Here is a 16,295-nt window from a genome sequence, read left to right as displayed (position 1 = left end):
CGTCAGCCCTCCGTAGACGATGCGGAGAACAGCGCCCGGCCCCACCAGTCGTCCGCGTCCCGGACGCCCGGCGGGACCGCGAAGACCGCCGAACCCACGTGCTGGATGTACTCGTTGAGCGCGTCCGTGGCGAGGTTGCGCTGGATCGGGATGAAGCCCTCGCGCACGTCCCGCTGGTACGCGAGGAAGAACAGTCCCGCGTCCAGGCGGCCGAGGCCGTCCGTGCCGTCGGTGAAGGAGTAGCCGCGGCGCAGGATCCTCACGCCGTGGTTGGAGTCCGGGTGCGCGAGCCGTACGTGCGCGTCCGGCAGCATCGCCTTCAGGAACGGCTGGTCACGCTCCTTCGCCTTGCCGACGGGCGCGCCCTCGCCCTTGTCGCGGCCGAAGATGTCCTCCTGCTCCTGCAGCGAGGTGCGGTCCCAGGGCTCGATGTGCATCCGGATGCGCCGCGCCACCAGGTACGAGCCGCCGGCCATCCACTCCGGGCCGTCGGACTTCGCCACCCACACGTGCTTGTCCAGCCCGGCCGTGTCGGTGCCCGCGATGTTGCGGGTGCCGTCCTTGAAGCCCATGAGGTTGCGCGGGGTCTGGGCCTCCGGCGTCGTCGAGGACGTCTTGCCGAAGCCGAGCTGGGACCAGCGGACGGAGACCTTGCCGAAGCCGATACGGGCGAGGTTGCGGATCGCGTGCACCGCGACCTGCGGGTCGTCCGCGCACGCCTGGACGCACAGGTCGCCGTCGCTGCGGGCCTTGTCCAGGTTGTCGCCGGCGAACTGCGGCAGGTCCACCAGCGCTTCGGGGCGCGCGTCCTTCAGGCCGAACTTCTCGAAGAGCGAGGGCCCGAAGCCGACGGTGAGGGTCAGCCTGGACGGCTTCAGCCCCAGCGCCTCGCCGGTGTCGTCCGGCGGCGCCTCCGCGAGCCCGCCGTAGGCGCCCTCGCCGACCGCCTTACCGGCCGTCATCCGTCGCGCGGCCGCCGTCCAGTCCTTGAGCATCTGCACGAACTCGGCGCGGTCGTCCGTCTTCACGTCGAACGCGGCGAAATGCAGCCGGTCCTGCACCGCGGTGGCGATGCCGGCCTGGTGGGCGCCGTGGAAGGCGACCGGCGCCCCTGAATCGGTTCCGGCGGGGGCGGTGTCGTCGCCCGTCGTGGCCATGGCCACCGCGCCACCGGCCGCGGCGGCGCCGAGCGCGAGCCCGGCCCCGCCCCAGCCGATCAGTGAACGCCGCGACGGCGCACGGGAGTTGTCCTCGGCCGTGGTCGTGCTCTCGGCGATCTCTGTCCCGGTCTCTGTTGTGGTGCTGTCCGTCATCTCTGCAGGCCCTCGCTCACTGCTACTTGACGACGGCGGCGGCGAGGCGGGAGAGCGGCTCGGCGAGCGCGTTCACCGCGTCCGAGAGCTCCTTGCGCTCGTCCTTGCCGACCTTGTCGTAACTGACGAAGTCGTAACCGTTCTTGTCCTCGCGGTACTTGTCGAGGAGCGTGCTCAGCGCCGCGAACTGCTTGTCGAGCTCCTTCGTCAGCGCCGCGTCGTTCTCGGCGGCGACCGGCTTCAGCAGCTCGTAGGACTCCTCGGCGCCCTCGACGTTGGCCTTGAAGTCGACGAGGTCGGTGTGCGAGTAGCGCTCCTCCTCGCCGGTGACCTTGCCGGTGGAGACCTCGTCGAGGAGCTCCTTGGCGCCGTTGGCCATCGAGGTCGGGGTGATCTCGGCCTTGCCGACCCGCTTCTGCCAGTCCTGAAGGTCCTTAACCAGCTGGTCGGCGAGCTCGGAGTCGCGGGCGGTGAGCTTGCCGTCCTTCCACAGCGAGCGCTCCAGGCGGTGCCAGCCGGTCCAGTCCTTCTCCGGGTCCTGACCGTCCTCAAGACCGTCCTCGCGTACGTCGACCTTCGGGTCGATGTCACCGAAGGACTCGGCGACCGGCTCGGTGCGCTCCCAGCCGATGCGGGAGGGGGCGTACGCCTTCTTCGCGGCCTCGATGTCACCGGCCTTGACGGCATCGGCGAACACCTTGACCAGCGGGATGGTCGCGTCGGCCTGCTCCTGCGTGTACTTGCGGTAGGCGGCGACCGCCTTGTCCAGGCGCGGGTCGCGCTTCGCGGCCTGGCCACCGCCGGTGGCCGTGACCTTCTGCCGGATGCCGTCGCCCTTCATGCCCGGCTTGCAGGCGATCTGGTAGTCACCCGCCTTCACTTCGGCGGTGACCTTCTGCTTTGTGCCGGGGCCTATGTTCTCCCGCTCGGTGACCACCCGGTCGTCCGGGAAGAGGACGTAGACCTCGGTGACCTTGGAACCCTTGTTCTGGATGTCGAGTTCGACGTGCCCGGCCGGGAACTCCTTCTTCGACACCTCGCACTTGCTGTCGGTGGCGGTCACCTCGATGGCGCCGTCGCCGCCCTTGGCGCTGCTCTTCTCGGTGCAGCCGGTGACGGCGGTCAGGGCCGCCACGGTGGCGACGGCGGTGACGACGGACAGTCTGAGGGGGCGCATTTCGGCTCCAAGGAAGGACACGGGGGACGCACAGATAAGGTGAGGCTGCCCCAACTTATCTGAGGCTTACCTCACCAATTCCTGCTCGTCCAGTGAATCTCCTCTCATCGCGGGCGTACGAGCACGGCTTGATCACGGTGGCTTAAAACAGCCCTGATGATTCGGTCAAGCGCGGGTCAAGAACGCGAGTGTGGATCAAGAGCCCCGTTTCGGAGCGATCGGGACACCGACGGTCCGGGGATGCGGGAGCACCTCCACCGGCTGCCGGTCGACGATGTTTCAATGCCCGGGTGACTGATTACGACGTGCTGCGGGTCTTCTGTGGGCCCAGCGGGGGATACGGCAACGAACTGGGCGTCGTCCGCGAGGGTTCGGTCATGCCGGAGCGCGGCGACCGGCAGGCGTTCGCGGCGAAACTCGGCTTCAGCGAGACCGTGTTCGTGGACGACCCCGAGCGCGGGGTCGTGGACATCTACACGCCCACCCTCCGCCTGCCCTTCGCCGGGCACCCGTGCGTGGGCACGGCCTGGCTCCTGGACGTGCCCGAACTGGTCACACCCGCCGGAGTCGTCGGCGCCCGCCTGGACGGGGAGTTCAGCTGGATCGAGGCCCGCCCGGAGTGGGCCCCGCCGCGCACCCTGCGCCAGTACGGTTCGGCCGCCGAGGTGGACGCCTTGGCCGTGCCGCCCGAGGGGGTGGGGGTACCTCCCACGCCTTTCGGGCAGTGGGGGAGGATCTACGCCTGGGCGTGGCAGGACGAGGCGGCGGGCCGGGTCCGCGCCCGCGGCTTCCCCGGCCGCGGCGACGGCATCGACGAGGACGAGGCGACCGGGGCGGCCGCGCTGCTCCTGACGGACCGGCTGGGCCGCGCCCTGAACATCACGCAGGGTACGGGCTCACAGATCCTCACGGCACCGCAGCCGGGGGGCTGGATCGAGGTCGGGGGGCGCGTGTTCCTGGAGCGGTGACCGATGCCCGTCTTGCGCGTCTTGATGCCCCCTGGTGCGGGGGATCGGTGTACGTCACCATGGGTCCCGCCGGGTCGAAGCTGCGGGGGCTCATATGCCGGGGGAATCGGGCGAACCATCGATCGTGATTCTTGGCGATCTCCGTGTTGATTTCCGGTCACGGCTACGGGATCACAGTTTCGCGTTGTTGCCCACGGATCATCTTGAATACGCCGAGATAACCATGAAGGTGTCGGGAACGGCGGTCAATCTCGCCCGGCATGCTCGGTGTTCTTTCTCGGCGGTGGACGTCATCTCCTGCATCGGAACCGATCACTTCGCCGGTGTGATCCGCTCCGTCCTGGACGACCTGGGTGTTCGATGCCATCTTCAGGAAGTCCGGGATGTACAAAACGGCACCAGCCTGCTCGTACGGGAACCCGATGCACAAGGGCCGCGTCTCCTCGTCGCGAGCAGGGCCACCCCGGCCTCTCGGCTGTCGGTCGAGCACGTCCGGGGCGTTCGCCCGGTCATCGAAGGCGCTGACGTCCTGTTCGCGGATGGCTACCTCGCCCTGTATGAGGCTTCACGAGCGGCCATGACCGAAGCCGCTCACATGGCCCGCGCCGCCGGAGCCGTCTTCTGCTTCGACCTGCTGCCGCATCACGCCGAGAAGTATTTCTCGCTGACCGACCTCCAGGAAATACTCGAGGCGTCGGACATTGTCATCAGCAGCGCTCGGACGCTCGCTCGTTTGCTCGCACTGGACGATCCCTACCCCTACCGGGAGGAAGACGTGACGTCCCTGGTGCGGCACAACCTGAGCGACGGGCCGGGCAGCGGCGCCACCTGGCTCCTCCGATTCGGGGTCAAGGACTTGCAGAAGACGGCGGTCTGCCGGAAGGGCGCGGTCTCCGTCGTGTACGACACGGGGTACCTTGCCGCCAAGGAGAGGTCGGAATACGGGGACCGGCTGGCCGCACGAGAGCTCAGGAACCATGTACTTCACGGATACATCAGTCCGGAGTAGTCGGGGATGGCATGCGTAACGCACCGAGAAGTCTTCATCATGAAATCGACAGGATCTTCCCGTCTGTGGGTGTGGGAGCAATGGTGATCCGTGGCAACCGGGTCCTTCTGGGCAAGCGGAAGGGCGATCACGGCGCCGGCTCGTACGCCTGGTGCGGTGGCGGGCTTGAGTTCGGTGAGTCCTTGGAAGAGGCGGCCGAGCGGGAGTTGCTCGAGGAATCGGGCATGGTTGCGGCCCGTCTTTCCTTTCTCTGTGTCAGCAACGTTCGGGAATACGGCAGGCACTATGTCGACTTCGAATTCGTGGTCGAAGCCCTGGGGGAGCCGGAGGTGAGGGAGCCGGACAAAGTCGAGTCCTGGGGGTGGTACGACCTCGATGCCCTCCCCTCCCCGATCTTCAAGCCGGTCGAGATCGCGATCAACAGCTACCGCTCAGGGGTGATCTACAACCCTTAGAGGCCTTCTGAGGTGCAAAGGAAAGTGGGGGGTGACTGCACTGGGCAGACGAATGGGGCGTAGCTTCAGCCCGACGCAGTGGATTTATCTGCTTGTCCATGCGTTGATCTTCGCTGCGGGCATCGCGCTTTATCAGGTCAAGGGGGCATTGTCCTTCTCCGTCGCCACATCGCTGATCTCGACGGGAGTGGCCGGCTGGGTCATCTTCCTGTGGGTCAGGCAGAGCGAGAGTCGTTTCAGTACGGTGCAGGCTCTTGAGAGCCTGGGGATCATAAAGGCTTTCACTGCCCGGTCCATATCGATCCGTCACGAGTACGAACCCAGATTCTCGGCATCGCGCCGAGAGATCTCGATCATGGGGTTCGGGCTGCGGGCTCTGAGGGAGGATTTCGGCGACGAATTCGCCAACTGGGCGACGAGATCGAAGGTGCGTATCCTGCTCCTCGATCCGGACGCTCCTAGTGTTCACTGGTCCTACTCCGCCCAACGGGACCGCGAGGAAGGGAACTCCGCCGGCAGCATCGCCAACGACGTGAGGGCGTTTCTCGATTACACCCGGGAGGTTCGGGCTGCACACCCGCAGACGTTCCAAGTCCGGTTGTACCGGTGTATCCCCAGCATCAACCTCTGCATAGTCGACGACGACCTCTTCTGGGGGCCGTACCTGTTGGGCCGGCAGAGCCGGGACACCGCAACGCTCCTGTGTGGAAAGGGAGGGCCCTTGTACGCGACTTTCGTCAGGCATTTCGAGCAGATATGGAGTGACCCTGAGATGTCGTACGAGGCAGCACTGTGAGCGGCTTACACGGCACGGGGAGCATGATCGTCTGCCACCCGCGGCTTCATCTGGGGTTGCTGGACACCGCGGGTGTCAGCGGACGGGTGTTCGGAGGCGCGGGTTTCTCGATCGCGTTCGCGCCCATCGCGCTGAAGGGCCGTCGGGCCAGGCGCTGTGCTGTGACCGGAGGAACCCTGACCGTTGCGGAGCGCCGCTCGTTCACAGCGATGCTGGAGTCCCTGAGCTGCGACCCGGTGGAGGTGGAGATCGAACAGGAGTTGCCCAGGCACGTGGGTCTCGGCACGGGGACGGCGCTCAGCCTCGGGCTCGTCCGGCTTGCGGGGGAACTGAGTGGCGCCACGCCGTCAGAAGCCGACCTGCTGGTGCACAGCCGTCGGGCGGGAACCTCGGGCATCGGCTTCCACTCGTTCCTGAAGGGTGGCTTCATCATCGACGGAGGGCAGCCCAACCGCGGCCAGGAGCTCAGACCCAGTGGCGCTTCTCGGCCTCGGGAATCGCCACCGCTCATCGCGCGCATGGAACTGCCTGGCACCTGGCGGGTGGCGCTGATGCTTCCCGAGGCTGGGCGCAGGGTGTCGGGTGCGGCGGAGCGGGAGTTCTTCGCCAAGAACACGCCGACCTCTGCCGAGGAGTGCCTCCGCGCCTTTCCCGCGCTGTATCACGGGCTGGCCGTCGCGGTGGCCCAGGCGGACATCGGTCTGCTGAAGTCGAGCTTGCTGGAATACCAGAGGCTTGGTTTCAAGAGACTGGAGATCTCCGCGCAGTCACCACAGGTCCAGGATCTGCTCAGCGCCCTTCACGAGCTCCCGGACTGCGCTTCGGGGATGAGCAGCTTCGGCCCGCTGATTTTCACGGTCTACGACGGGGACGACCGAGAGAGCCGACGCAGAGTGGAGAAGGTGGCAGGGGAGCGCGCGGTGCCCGTGTACGGGCACGGACTGTGCAGGAACTACGGATATCAGCTCATGTGACGGTCGCTGTCACGCGCTCAGGGGGAACTCCTCGCCCAACGCGCCGAGCATCGTGATGTTCAGCGCGAACGCCTGCTTGCACTCCGCGATCATCCGCTGCTTCTCCAGGTCGTCCGCCCGCACCTGGTCCAGCAGCTCGCGGTACCCCCGCTTGAACGCGGCCGGGTTGGCGATGTCCTCGAACACGTAGAAGCGCACACCGTCGCCCTTCCTGGCGAAGCCCCACGTCTTCTCCGCCGTGTCGCGGACGACCTGGCCGCCGGAGAGGTCGCCGAGGTAGCGGGTGTAGTGGTGGGCGACGTATCCGCCCGGCCAGGTGCGCGCGCACGCGGTGATCCTCCGCGCGTAGTGCTCCGTCGTGGGCAGGGCGGCCATCGTCGACCGCCAGTTCGGACCCCGCAGGTGCGCCAGGTCCTGCTCCAGCGCGGACAGGCGCATCAGCTCGGGCTGGATGAACGGCCCCGCCACCGGGTCGTCGGCCAGCTCCCGCGCCGGGCCCTCCAGTGCCTCGTAGACGAACCACAGCTGCTCCGTGTACCGCGCGTACGCGTCGACGCCGAGTCGGCCGCCCAGCAGGTCGCTCATGAACGTCGCGTCGTGCGCGGCCGTGTGCTGGTCGCGCGACGCGGTGCGGATGAGCGTCGAGAACGAGTCCATGGTGTCTCCGGTGTCGAGGGGGCGGTACCGCCGACGATTTTCTTTGGTTAGCCTTACCTAAGTCAAGGAGATGCCGACGCCCTGTCGGTAACTGTGTACCCGGAAACATCACCGATCCCACACGAAAAGCCCGCCCTCCTGAGAGAGCGGGCCATGGCCGGGCGCAGTGCGGTGTGGTGCGGTGCGGAGCTACGGCAGCGTGAGGATGTCGGCGCCCGTGTCCGTCACGACCAGCGTGTGCTCGAACTGGGCGGTCCGCTTCCTGTCCTTGGTCAGGACCGTCCAGCCGTCGTCCCACATGTCGTACTCGTGCGTCCCGAGCGTGAGCATCGGCTCGATCGTGAACGTCATCCCGGGCTGCATGACGGTCGTCGCGTGCGGGCTGTCGTAGTGCGGGATGATCAGCCCGGAGTGGAACGACGAGTTGATCCCGTGCCCGGTGAAGTCCCGCACGACGCCGTACCCGAAGCGCTTCGCGTACGACTCGATGACCCGCCCGATGATGTTGATCTGCCGTCCCGGCTTGACCGCCTTGATCGCCCGGGTGAGGGACTCACGGGTCCGCTCCACCAGCAGCCTCGACTCCTCGTCGACGTCTCCGACGAGGTACGTGGCGTTGTTGTCGCCGTGGACGCCGCCGATGTACGCCGTCACGTCCAGGTTGATGATGTCGCCGTCGCGCAGGACCGTGGAGTCCGGAATGCCGTGGCAGATGACCTCGTTGACCGAGGTGCACAGCGACTTGGGGAAGCCGCGGTAGCCGAGCGTGGAGGGGTAGGCGCCGTGGTCGCACATGTACGCGTGCGCGACGCGGTCCAGCTCGTCCGTCGTCACGCCGGGCGCGATGAGCTTCGCGGCCTCCTCCATCGCCCGCGCGGCGATCCGCCCGGCGATCCGCATCGCCTCGATCGTCTCGGGCGTCTGGATCTCCGGGCCGGTGTACGGGGTGGGGGCGGGCCTGCCCACGTACTCGGGTCGGCGGATGTGGCCCGGGACGGTACGGGTGGGGGAGAGCTTCCCCGGGGCGAGCAGCGACTGGGCAGACATGCCAGCGAGTTTAACCAGCGGGTGTGGGGGACGATGTCCCTGGCGAAAGGAGCCGTGAGTCATGGCCCTGTTCAAGAGGCGCAAGGCGGTCGGGAAGCCGGGCGAGTGGTACTACTGCCTGGAGCACAGGAAGGTCGAGGAGGGGCCGGAGTGCCCCGGCAAGGACCGTATGGGGCCGTACGCCTCCCCCGACGAGGCGGCCCACGCGATGGAGACGGCCCGCGAACGGAATCTTGAGTGGGAGGGTGACGCCCGCTGGCAGAACGGTGCCACGCGGGAGGCCGACGACTGAGGGTGCCCCGGCTCAGTGAGCCAGCCCTCGCGGGGGCGCGCCGTTCTCTCCGGGGTGCCCCCGCGAGGGCGTCTCGTCTGCGGGGTGCCCCCGCGAGGGCGTCTCGTCTGCGGGGTTGTTGTCGGAGGGCGGCTGCGGGTGCGTCGTGGCCGCTCGCGCCCACGCGGCGGAGCCGCACATCGACACAGCCCCGCGCCCCTGAAAGCTCGGGCGCGCCCGAGTGCTTCTAAGGGGCGCGGGGAACTGCGCGACCAGCCACAACGCACCCGCAGCTACCCACCACCCGACAGCGCAGCTACCACCGCTCAGGCGGCGGAGCCGTCAGCTGGTCCGCCAGCCGGGCCAACCGGTCCCGCAGCCGCCGCCTCCCCCGCGGCAGCGGCACCGCGTTCTCGCCCGCCGCCGCGCTCACCAGGTGCTGGACCGTGTCCAGGTCCAGATCCGTGTCCGGCGGCACGGACAGCGCCTCGTGGGCCATCGCCCCCAGCTCACGATCCCCGGCATCGAGCGCGAGCACCCGCGCCCCGGCCCGCCGGGCGTCGTGCACCCGCTCCAGCAGCGCGTCGCCCGGAGCCGACGGGGACACCACGAGCAGCGTCTCGCCCCGCCGCGCCGCCGACACACGGCCCAGCCCCACCGCCAGATGCGCGGGGTCGCCGGGGCGCGCCCCGTGCCGTACGAGCGTGGGGGAGAGCTCCGGCGTGCCCGACCACGCCGCCTCGTCCACGAGGTGCGCGGCCAGATGCCACGGTTCGTACTCCGCCGTGCCCACGAGCAGCAGCCCGCCGCCGTACGACACCACGGAACCCCTGAGCGCCCCCGCGAACCGGCGCGTGGCGACCGGCCACTCGGTTCCGGCGAGCACTTCCCGCAACAACGCGACCCGTACGGCGTCCATGCGCACGCATCCTGACGCACGGCACCACTCGTGACGCGGCGTTCACCCCGAATTCGCCCGTGTGGGGCACAGGGTGAATCCAGCCGTCCTCCAAGGAGCCCTCGTCCTCCCCCAAGGAGCCCCCCATGACCGAGAGCAGCATCCCCTTCCGCGCCGGACGCGAGGGGTACGCGAGCTTCCGTATCCCCGCCGTCGTCGCCACCGCCGCCGGCACCCTGCTGGCCTTCTGCGAGGGCCGGGTCGGTTCGGGGGACGACTTCGGGAACATCGACGTCGTGCTGAAGCGGTCCACGGACGGCGGCCGCACCTGGGGCCCGCTCCAGGTGGCCGCGAAGAACGGCGACGACCTCGCGGGCAACCCGGCCCCCATCGTCCTCGACACCGGCCGCGTCCTGCTCGTCCACGTCCGCAACGCCGCCCACGCCACCGAGGACGCCATCCGTCGCGGTGTGGTGACCGCCGCGGACGGCCGGCGTGTCTGGGTGCAGCACAGCGACGACGACGGGGTCACCTGGTCCGAGGCGAAGGAGATCACCAAGGAGACCAAGAGGGCCACGTGGCGGTGGTACGCCACCACGCCCGGGCACGCGTTGCAGCTGAGCACGGGCCGGGTCGTCGTCCCCGCCAACCACTCCCTGCCCCCGGCCGGCGAGGACACCGGCACGGAGGGCAAGTACAACGGCGGCCACTGCCTGCTCAGCGACGACCGCGGCGCTACCTGGCGCATCGGATACGTCGACGACAACACCGACGGCTACATCAACGTCAACGAGACCACCGCGGCCGAACTCCCCGACGGCCGCGTCTACTTCAACACCCGCAACGACTCCCCGGCCCCCGGCACCCGCGCCGACGCCCACTCCGCCGACGGCGGCGCCACCCTCGTCAGGCCCTTCCGCCCCCAGGCCGGCCTCGTCGCCCCCGTCTGCGAGGGCAGCGTCCTCCAGCTCCAGGACCCCGACCTGCTCCTCTACTCCGGCCCGGCCGACCCCGGCTTCCGCGCCCTGATGACCGTACGGGTCTCCGAGGACGGCGGTACGACGTGGCGGTCCGCCCACACCGTCGACGGGCTGCCCGCCGCGTACTCCGACCTCGTCCGCGTCGACGCGGACACCGTCGGGCTGCTGTACGAGACGGGTGACTTCAGCGCGTACGAGACGATCACCTTCCGCCGGTTCCCCGTGACGGCCCTCACCTGATCGTCCCCGTCACCGGCCGCGCACGTACAGTCGGCCCATGACCTCTACCGACAGTGCACAGAAGGCCCCCGCCAAGGCTCCCGCGAAGGACCCGTGGGACCTGCCCGACGTGTCCGGGCTCGTCGTCGGCGTGCTCGGCGGCACCGGACCGCAGGGCAAGGGCCTCGCCTACCGGCTCGCCAGGGCCGGACAGAAGGTGATCATCGGTTCGCGGGCCGCCGACCGCGCGCGGTCCGCCGCCGAGGAGCTCGGGCACGGCGTCGAGGGCGCCGACAACGCCGAGACCGCGCGCCGCAGCGACATCGTGATCGTCGCGGTGCCGTGGGACGGCCACGGCAAGACCCTGGAGTCCCTGCGCGAGGAACTGGCCGGCAAGCTCGTCGTCGACTGCGTCAACCCGCTCGGCTTCGACAAGAAGGGCGCGTACGCCCTGAAGCCGGAGGAGGGCAGCGCCGCCGAGCAGGCCGCCGCCCTGCTGCCGGACTCGCGGGTCACCGCCGCCTTCCACCACCTCTCCGCCGTCCTCCTCCAGGACCCGGAGATCGAGGAGATCGACACGGACGTGATGGTGCTCGGCGAGGAGCGGGCCGACGTCGAGATCGTGCAGGCGCTCGCGAACCGCATCCCCGGCATGCGCGGCATCTTCGCGGGCCGCCTCCGCAACGCCCACCAGGTCGAGTCCCTGGTCGCCAACCTGATCTCCGTGAACCGGCGCTACAAGGCCCACGCGGGCCTCAGGCTGACCGACGTCTAGGACGCCGACGGGCATGGGGGACACTGGACGCCGTAGCTGTCACGTCCGTACCTCGTCCGACCGTTCTCCCAGGAGCCGACCCCCATGCCCCGCCTCGCCCTGTTCGCCCTCGCCTTCTGCCTGCTCTCCGTGGCCGCCGCCGTGGTCTCCTTCGTCCAGGGCAGCTGGCTGGGGATCGTGTGGGTGCTGCTGGCAGGGCTGTCGTCCAACATGACGTGGTACTACGCGCGGCGGGCGAGGATGACGAGGACGGGCCGCGGATCCGTCACCGAGTGACGCACACGCCGCTGCCCTCCTGCCAGAAGCGGTACAGGTCCTGGCCGCAGTACGTCTCGAGGTCGCCGATGCCCAGGACCCGCAGGATCGCGTCGACCGCGTCGAAGAACACGCCGTTCACCTGGGGGATCCACAGCACGGCGAACACCAGCAGCAGCCCGAACGGCGCCAGCGGCTCCATCTGGCGGCGGGCCTTGTGCGACAGCCAGGGCTCGATCACCCCGTAGCCGTCCAGACCCGGCACCGGCAGGAAGTTCAGGATCGCGGCCGTGACCTGGAGCAGCGCCAGGAAGGCCAGCGCGTACTGGAACGCCTCCGGGACGCCGTCCAGTGCGTCCAGCCAGAACGGCGCCGTGCAGACGACGGCGAACGCCACGTTGGTCAGCGGGCCCGCCGCCGAGATCAGGCTGTGCCTCCAGCGGCCCCGGATGCGCCCGCGCTCGATGAACACCGCGCCGCCGGGCAGACCGATCCCGCCCATGATCACGAAGAGGACGGGCAGCACGATGCTGAGCAGCGCGTGGGTGTACTTGAGCGGGTTGAGGGTCAGGTACCCCTTCGCGCCGATCGAGATGTCCCCGCTGTGCAGGGCCGTGCGGGCGTGCGCGTACTCGTGCAGACAGAGCGAGACGATCCAGGCCGCCGTCACGAAGAGGAAGACAGCGATCCCGGGCTGCTCGGCGAACCCGGTCCACGTGGCCCAGCCCGTGACCGCCATCACGGCCACGATGCCCAGGAAGACGGGGCTGATCCTCCGGTCGCTCCGGCGGGACGCGGCGGTGGTCATGGGGTGTGCTCCCTGGTGTGGGCCGATGATGCGATGTCCGGTGCGGGGGTGTGCGGGTCGACCGTACCGGGTGCTGAGGGGGCAACGTCCTGGGGGCCGTCCCGGGTTCCTGGCGGCCGTCATGTCACCGGCCGGACCCCTGGTCGGCGGTTACTCCCGGTTCACGGGGACATAAAACCCGCAAGAGATGCCGAGCCGACCAGAGACAATGGCCCTGTGCGCTATCGCATCCTCGGCACCACCCAGGCATTCCTGCCCGACGGCACCTCCGCCCCGGTCGGCGGAGCACGACTGCGTGCCCTGCTGACCGTGCTCGCCCTTCGGCCCGGGCGTACGGTTCCCGTGCGCCGGCTGGTCGACGAGGTGTGGGACGACGACCCGCCCGCGGACGCGTCCGGCGCCGTGCAGGCGCTCGTCGGCCGGCTGCGCAGGGCGCTCGGGCCGGACTCGGTCGCCTCGGTCGACGGCGGCTACCGGCTGGTCGCGGGCGCCGACGACGTCGACCTCCACCGTTTCGAACGGCTCGTCGGCGAGGGGACGCGCGCCCTGGCCGACGGGGACGCGGCGAAGGCGGCCGGGGTGCTGGACGACGCCCTGGACCTCTGGCAGGGGCCGGCCCTCGCCGACCTTCCCGACCGTACGGCCGTGGCGGGCCGCTGGGAGGCCCGGCGGCTCGACGCCCGCCGGGCCCGGCTCACGGCGGCCCTCGCCCTGGGCCAGGCCGAGCAGCACCTTCCCGAGCTCGCGGCGCTCAGCGACGCCCACCCGCTGGACGAGCCCCTCCAGGCCCTGCGGCTGCGGGCGCTGCGGGACGCGGGGCGTACGGCGCAGGCGCTGGCCGCGTACGAGGACGTACGGCAGCGGTTGGTGGACCGGCTGGGCACCGATCCCGGCGCCGAGTTGAGGGCGCTGCACGGGGAGTTGCTGAGGGGGGTTTCCTCGCCCCCGCCGCCCCTACCCGTCCCTCCCCCACTCTCGGCTCCGCTCGAGCGGGGGGACCCCCATCCGGGGCTCCGCCCCGGACCCCGCTCCTCAAACGCCGGAGGGGCTGACTCTTCAGCCGGTCCGGCGTTTGAGGACGAGGCCGCAAGGCCGATTGCGGGGGTCTGGGGGCGCAGCCCCCAGGGACAGGATGGGACGGGCAGGGGCGGCGGGGGCGACATCCACAAGCCCGGCAACCTCCGCGCCCGCCTCACCTCCTTCGTCGGCCGGGACGCCGACATCGACGCCATCCGGGGCGACCTGACGGCGGCCCGGCTCGTGACGCTGCTGGGCCCCGGAGGCGCCGGCAAGACCCGTCTGTCGCAGGAGGCCGGCGAGGCCGTCGCCGAGGCCGTCCCCGACGGCGTCTGGCTGGCCGAACTCGCCCCGGTCGACGACCCGGAGAACGTCCCGGAGGCCGTCCTGACCGCCATGGGCGCCCGTGAGACCGTGCTGCGCGGCGCGGGCGCCGAGGAGATGCGGGTGGTGACCGACCGGCACGACGACCCGGTCAGCCGTCTCGTCGAGCACTGCGGCAGGCGCCGCATGCTGCTCATCCTCGACAACTGCGAGCACGTGATCGACGCGGCGGCGCGTCTGACCGAGCGGCTGCTGGAGCGCTGCCCCGGACTGACCGTCCTGGCCACGAGCCGTGAACCCCTCGGCGTACCGGGGGAGTTGCTGCGTCCCGTGGAACCACTGGCGCGGCCGGACGCGCTGCGGCTGCTCGCCGACCGCGGCGCCGCCGCCCGCCCTGGCTTCGACCCCGCGGAGGACCCGGAGGCGGCCGAGGAGATCTGCCGGCGTCTCGACGGCCTGCCGCTCGCCATCGAGCTGGCGGCCGCCCGGCTCCGGATGCTGACGTTGCGTCAGATAGCGGTGCGGCTCGACGACCGGTTCCGGTTGCTCACCAGCGGCAGCCGGACCGTCCTGCCCCGCCAGCAGACCCTGCGGGCCGTCGTCGACTGGTCCTGGGACCTTCTCGACGAGGACGAACGGGACGTCCTGCGGCGGCTGTCGGTGTTCGCGGGCGGCTGCGACCTGGCCGCCGCCGAGGCCGTCTGCGGCGCCGCCGCACTGGAGGCACTGGGCTCGCTCGTCGACAAGTCCCTCGTGGCGGCGAGCCCCACCGACGACGGCGCGATGCGCTACCGGCTCCTGGAGACCGTCGCCGAGTACGCGCGCGAGCGGCTCCACGACGTGGGTGCGCGGGCCGCGGCCGAGCGCGCCCACCTCACGTACTACCGCGAACTCGCCCGCACCACCGACCCGCTGCTGCGCGGCCCCGGCCAGCGCGCGGCGATCGCGCTGCTGGAGCTGGAGTACGAGAACATCCGCAGCGCCCTGAGGCACGCCGTCGCCGAGCGCGACGAGCAGGAGGCTCTCAGCCTGGTGCTGTCACTGTGCTGGTACTGGCAGATGCGCGATCTGCGCAGCGAGGCCCGCACCTGGTCCACCGAGGTCAAGGAGCTCGGCCCCGACCCCTTCACCGCACCCCCGCGCCCCGCCCCGGACCTGCTCGATCGTCTCACCGACAGTCCGCCACCGCTGTCCCCCGAGGTCCTCGCCGAGGCCCGCCGCGGCGTGCACCTCATCCACCTCGCCGGCATGGACCTGGACGTGTCGGCCTGGGATACCCCCGAGGCCAAGGAGAAGCTGCGCGTCATCAGCGAGACCTACCGGCCGGGCCAGCCGCAGACCTGCCGTTTCCCCGGCTTCATGTGGTTCTTCGCCGCCCTGCTCAGCGCCGATCTGGAGCGTACCCGCGCCATCATCAACGAGACCGTGAACACCTGCCGCGAGCTCGGCTACTCCTGGGAGCTGGCCGCGGCCCTGCAGATGCGGGCCAACATCCTCGCCAACCGCACCGACTGGGCGGGCGACGCCACCCGCGACGCGGAGGAGGCGCTGGAGCTGTTCACCCGGATCGGCGACGACTGGGGCGCGGCCGAGGCCCTCTCCGCGCGAGGCGAGGCCCAGGAGCGCAACGGCGACTACGCGGGCGCCGCCACGGACTACTCACGGGCCCTGGAGTACGCCGAACGGCTCGGCGCCCGTGCCCAGCTGGGTGTCCTCAGAGCGCGCCTCGGCGGTGCGCTCCTCGAGGGCGGGGACGCCGAGCGGGGCGAGAAGATGCTGTTCGACGTGCTGGAGAGCGCTCACGGCAGCACCAACGAGGCCCTGCCGGCCGCCCGGCTCTTCCTCGCGGTCTGGCTCGGCCGCAGCGGGCGGTTCGAGGAGGCGTGGGAGCAGATCCGGCTGCTGCGTGAGGACTTCGACGCCGTCAACTTCGTGCTCTTCTCCAGCTTCGTCACCGGGGTCGAGGGCTGGCTGAAGGCGCTGGAGGGCCGCTACGAGGAGTCCCTGGCCAAGATGAGCGAGGCACTGGAACGGGCAGCGGACCCGCTCACCCGCAACATCGCGCCCCACTTCGTCTCCATCCAGCTCACCGGGGCCGCCATCGCCGTCGCCGGTATGGACGGCGGCAGCCGGGCGGCGGACGCGGCCCGGCTGTTGGGCGCCGCCGACGCGATGCTCCCGCCCGGCCACTTCTGCAGCCCCATGGAAGTCGAGAACCGAAGCCGGGCCGAGTCCGCGGCCCGGGCCGCACTGGGCGACGCGGCGTACGAGACGGGGTACGCCGAGGGCGGTGGGCTCTCCGTGGAGGAGGCCACCGCCCTGGTCCGACCGTCGTGAACCGGCCGTCCGGCT

At 70.2% G+C, this 16,295-nt stretch carries 16 protein-coding genes; 10 read left to right on the top strand and 6 right to left on the bottom strand.

The features are described from left to right. Window positions 1-2: 2 nt before the first annotated feature. Together efeB and efeO are read right to left on the bottom strand one after the other, a co-directional pair. Window positions 3-1,313: an iron uptake transporter deferrochelatase/peroxidase subunit gene (efeB, locus tag AB0959_RS13545; RefSeq protein WP_366826542.1), complete on the bottom strand. Its 1,311-nt coding sequence runs from the start codon at window positions 1,311-1,313 to the stop codon at window positions 3-5. 22 nt (window positions 1,314-1,335) lie between these two features. Next, on the bottom strand, window positions 1,336-2,490 hold the full coding sequence (efeO, locus tag AB0959_RS13540) for an iron uptake system protein EfeO (protein ID WP_366826541.1): 1,155 nt from the start codon (window positions 2,488-2,490) through the stop codon (window positions 1,336-1,338). Window positions 2,491-2,780: 290 nt separating this feature from the next. Between efeO and AB0959_RS13535 the strand changes: the two genes are divergently transcribed. From AB0959_RS13535 to AB0959_RS13515, 5 genes are all read left to right on the top strand, one after another. Further along, window positions 2,781-3,458 (top strand): PhzF family phenazine biosynthesis protein, encoded by a 678-nt coding sequence (locus AB0959_RS13535; protein ID WP_366826540.1) that lies wholly within the window; start codon window positions 2,781-2,783, stop codon window positions 3,456-3,458. 94 nt (window positions 3,459-3,552) lie between these two features. Then, the gene (locus AB0959_RS13530; RefSeq protein WP_366826539.1) at window positions 3,553-4,467 is read left to right on the top strand and encodes a carbohydrate kinase family protein; all 915 of its coding nucleotides are present in this window, start codon (window positions 3,553-3,555) and stop codon (window positions 4,465-4,467) included. An 11-nt stretch (window positions 4,468-4,478) separates the two neighbouring features. Then, the gene (locus tag AB0959_RS13525; protein WP_366826538.1) at window positions 4,479-4,922 is read left to right on the top strand and encodes an NUDIX domain-containing protein; all 444 of its coding nucleotides are present in this window, start codon (window positions 4,479-4,481) and stop codon (window positions 4,920-4,922) included. 31 nt (window positions 4,923-4,953) lie between these two features. Next, complete coding sequence (locus tag AB0959_RS13520) at window positions 4,954-5,718, top strand: hypothetical protein (protein ID WP_366826537.1); 765 nt, start codon at window positions 4,954-4,956, stop codon at window positions 5,716-5,718. Window positions 5,719-5,741: 23 nt separating this feature from the next. Continuing rightward, window positions 5,742-6,692, top strand: coding sequence for a beta-ribofuranosylaminobenzene 5'-phosphate synthase family protein (locus tag AB0959_RS13515; RefSeq protein WP_366826536.1), 951 nt, complete (start codon window positions 5,742-5,744; stop codon window positions 6,690-6,692). Window positions 6,693-6,701: 9 nt separating this feature from the next. Here AB0959_RS13515 and AB0959_RS13510 read toward each other — a convergent pair whose 3' ends face one another. After that, a complete protein-coding gene (locus AB0959_RS13510; RefSeq protein ID WP_366826535.1) occupies window positions 6,702-7,349 on the bottom strand; it encodes a biliverdin-producing heme oxygenase in 648 nt (215 codons plus the stop codon). Window positions 7,350-7,538: 189 nt separating this feature from the next. Then, window positions 7,539-8,396: a type I methionyl aminopeptidase gene (gene map, locus AB0959_RS13505; RefSeq protein WP_366826534.1), complete on the bottom strand. Its 858-nt coding sequence runs from the start codon at window positions 8,394-8,396 to the stop codon at window positions 7,539-7,541. Window positions 8,397-8,457: 61 nt separating this feature from the next. Between map and AB0959_RS13500 the strand changes: the two genes are divergently transcribed. Beyond that, window positions 8,458-8,688 carry a hypothetical protein gene (locus tag AB0959_RS13500; RefSeq protein WP_366826533.1) on the top strand — a complete coding sequence of 77 codons (231 nt, stop codon included), beginning with the start codon at window positions 8,458-8,460 and terminating at the stop codon, window positions 8,686-8,688. Between the two features lie 295 nt (window positions 8,689-8,983). On the opposite strand, the gene AB0959_RS13495 is transcribed toward AB0959_RS13500, so the two are convergent. Continuing rightward, on the bottom strand, window positions 8,984-9,586 hold the full coding sequence (locus AB0959_RS13495) for a hypothetical protein (RefSeq protein WP_366826532.1): 603 nt from the start codon (window positions 9,584-9,586) through the stop codon (window positions 8,984-8,986). 125 nt (window positions 9,587-9,711) lie between these two features. Here AB0959_RS13495 and AB0959_RS13490 point away from each other — a divergent pair, with 125 nt between their 5' ends. The 3 genes from AB0959_RS13490 (at window position 9,712) to AB0959_RS13480 (ending at window position 11,815) form a co-directional block, all read left to right on the top strand. Beyond that, on the top strand, window positions 9,712-10,785 hold the full coding sequence (locus AB0959_RS13490) for a sialidase family protein (protein WP_366826531.1): 1,074 nt from the start codon (window positions 9,712-9,714) through the stop codon (window positions 10,783-10,785). 37 nt (window positions 10,786-10,822) lie between these two features. Then, window positions 10,823-11,539 (top strand): NADPH-dependent F420 reductase, encoded by a 717-nt coding sequence (npdG, locus tag AB0959_RS13485; RefSeq protein ID WP_366826530.1) that lies wholly within the window; start codon window positions 10,823-10,825, stop codon window positions 11,537-11,539. An 84-nt stretch (window positions 11,540-11,623) separates the two neighbouring features. Further along, window positions 11,624-11,815, top strand: coding sequence for a hypothetical protein (locus tag AB0959_RS13480; RefSeq protein WP_366826529.1), 192 nt, complete (start codon window positions 11,624-11,626; stop codon window positions 11,813-11,815). On the opposite strand, the gene AB0959_RS13475 is transcribed toward AB0959_RS13480, so the two are convergent. Beyond that, complete coding sequence (locus AB0959_RS13475; protein ID WP_366826528.1) at window positions 11,805-12,602, bottom strand: site-2 protease family protein; 798 nt, start codon at window positions 12,600-12,602, stop codon at window positions 11,805-11,807. The genes AB0959_RS13480 and AB0959_RS13475 overlap by 11 nt on opposite strands. A gap of 216 nt (window positions 12,603-12,818) precedes the next feature. On the opposite strand from AB0959_RS13475, the gene AB0959_RS13470 reads away from it, so the two are divergent. Continuing rightward, a complete protein-coding gene (locus tag AB0959_RS13470; RefSeq protein ID WP_366826527.1) occupies window positions 12,819-16,280 on the top strand; it encodes a BTAD domain-containing putative transcriptional regulator in 3,462 nt (1,153 codons plus the stop codon). The last annotated feature ends 15 nt before the right edge of the window (window positions 16,281-16,295 follow it).

Origin of the sequence: Streptomyces sp. NPDC046862, assembly GCF_040704615.1 — a bacterium.
Lineage (GTDB): Bacteria > Actinomycetota > Actinomycetes > Streptomycetales > Streptomycetaceae > Streptomyces.
The sequence above is the reverse complement of the archived record's forward strand: the minus strand, read 5'-3'. Positions and strand labels throughout refer to the sequence as shown.

What these genes read in the sequence shown, in the direction of transcription:
- efeB (WP_366826542.1), bottom strand. Translation starts at nt 1,313, where the DNA reads ATGACGGACAGCACCACAACAGAGACCGGGACAGAGATCGCCGAGAGC.
- efeO (WP_366826541.1), bottom strand. Translation starts at nt 2,490, where the DNA reads ATGCGCCCCCTCAGACTGTCCGTCGTCACCGCCGTCGCCACCGTGGCG.
- AB0959_RS13530 (WP_366826539.1), top strand. Translation starts at nt 3,553, where the DNA reads ATGCCGGGGGAATCGGGCGAACCATCGATCGTGATTCTTGGCGATCTC.
- AB0959_RS13525 (WP_366826538.1), top strand. Translation starts at nt 4,479, where the DNA reads ATGCGTAACGCACCGAGAAGTCTTCATCATGAAATCGACAGGATCTTC.
- AB0959_RS13515 (WP_366826536.1), top strand. Translation starts at nt 5,742, where the DNA reads ATGATCGTCTGCCACCCGCGGCTTCATCTGGGGTTGCTGGACACCGCG.
- AB0959_RS13510 (WP_366826535.1), bottom strand. Translation starts at nt 7,349, where the DNA reads ATGGACTCGTTCTCGACGCTCATCCGCACCGCGTCGCGCGACCAGCAC.
- map (WP_366826534.1), bottom strand. Translation starts at nt 8,396, where the DNA reads ATGTCTGCCCAGTCGCTGCTCGCCCCGGGGAAGCTCTCCCCCACCCGT.
- AB0959_RS13500 (WP_366826533.1), top strand. Translation starts at nt 8,458, where the DNA reads ATGGCCCTGTTCAAGAGGCGCAAGGCGGTCGGGAAGCCGGGCGAGTGG.
- AB0959_RS13495 (WP_366826532.1), bottom strand. Translation starts at nt 9,586, where the DNA reads ATGGACGCCGTACGGGTCGCGTTGTTGCGGGAAGTGCTCGCCGGAACC.
- AB0959_RS13490 (WP_366826531.1), top strand. Translation starts at nt 9,712, where the DNA reads ATGACCGAGAGCAGCATCCCCTTCCGCGCCGGACGCGAGGGGTACGCG.
- npdG (WP_366826530.1), top strand. Translation starts at nt 10,823, where the DNA reads ATGACCTCTACCGACAGTGCACAGAAGGCCCCCGCCAAGGCTCCCGCG.
- AB0959_RS13480 (WP_366826529.1), top strand. Translation starts at nt 11,624, where the DNA reads ATGCCCCGCCTCGCCCTGTTCGCCCTCGCCTTCTGCCTGCTCTCCGTG.
- AB0959_RS13475 (WP_366826528.1), bottom strand. Translation starts at nt 12,602, where the DNA reads ATGACCACCGCCGCGTCCCGCCGGAGCGACCGGAGGATCAGCCCCGTC.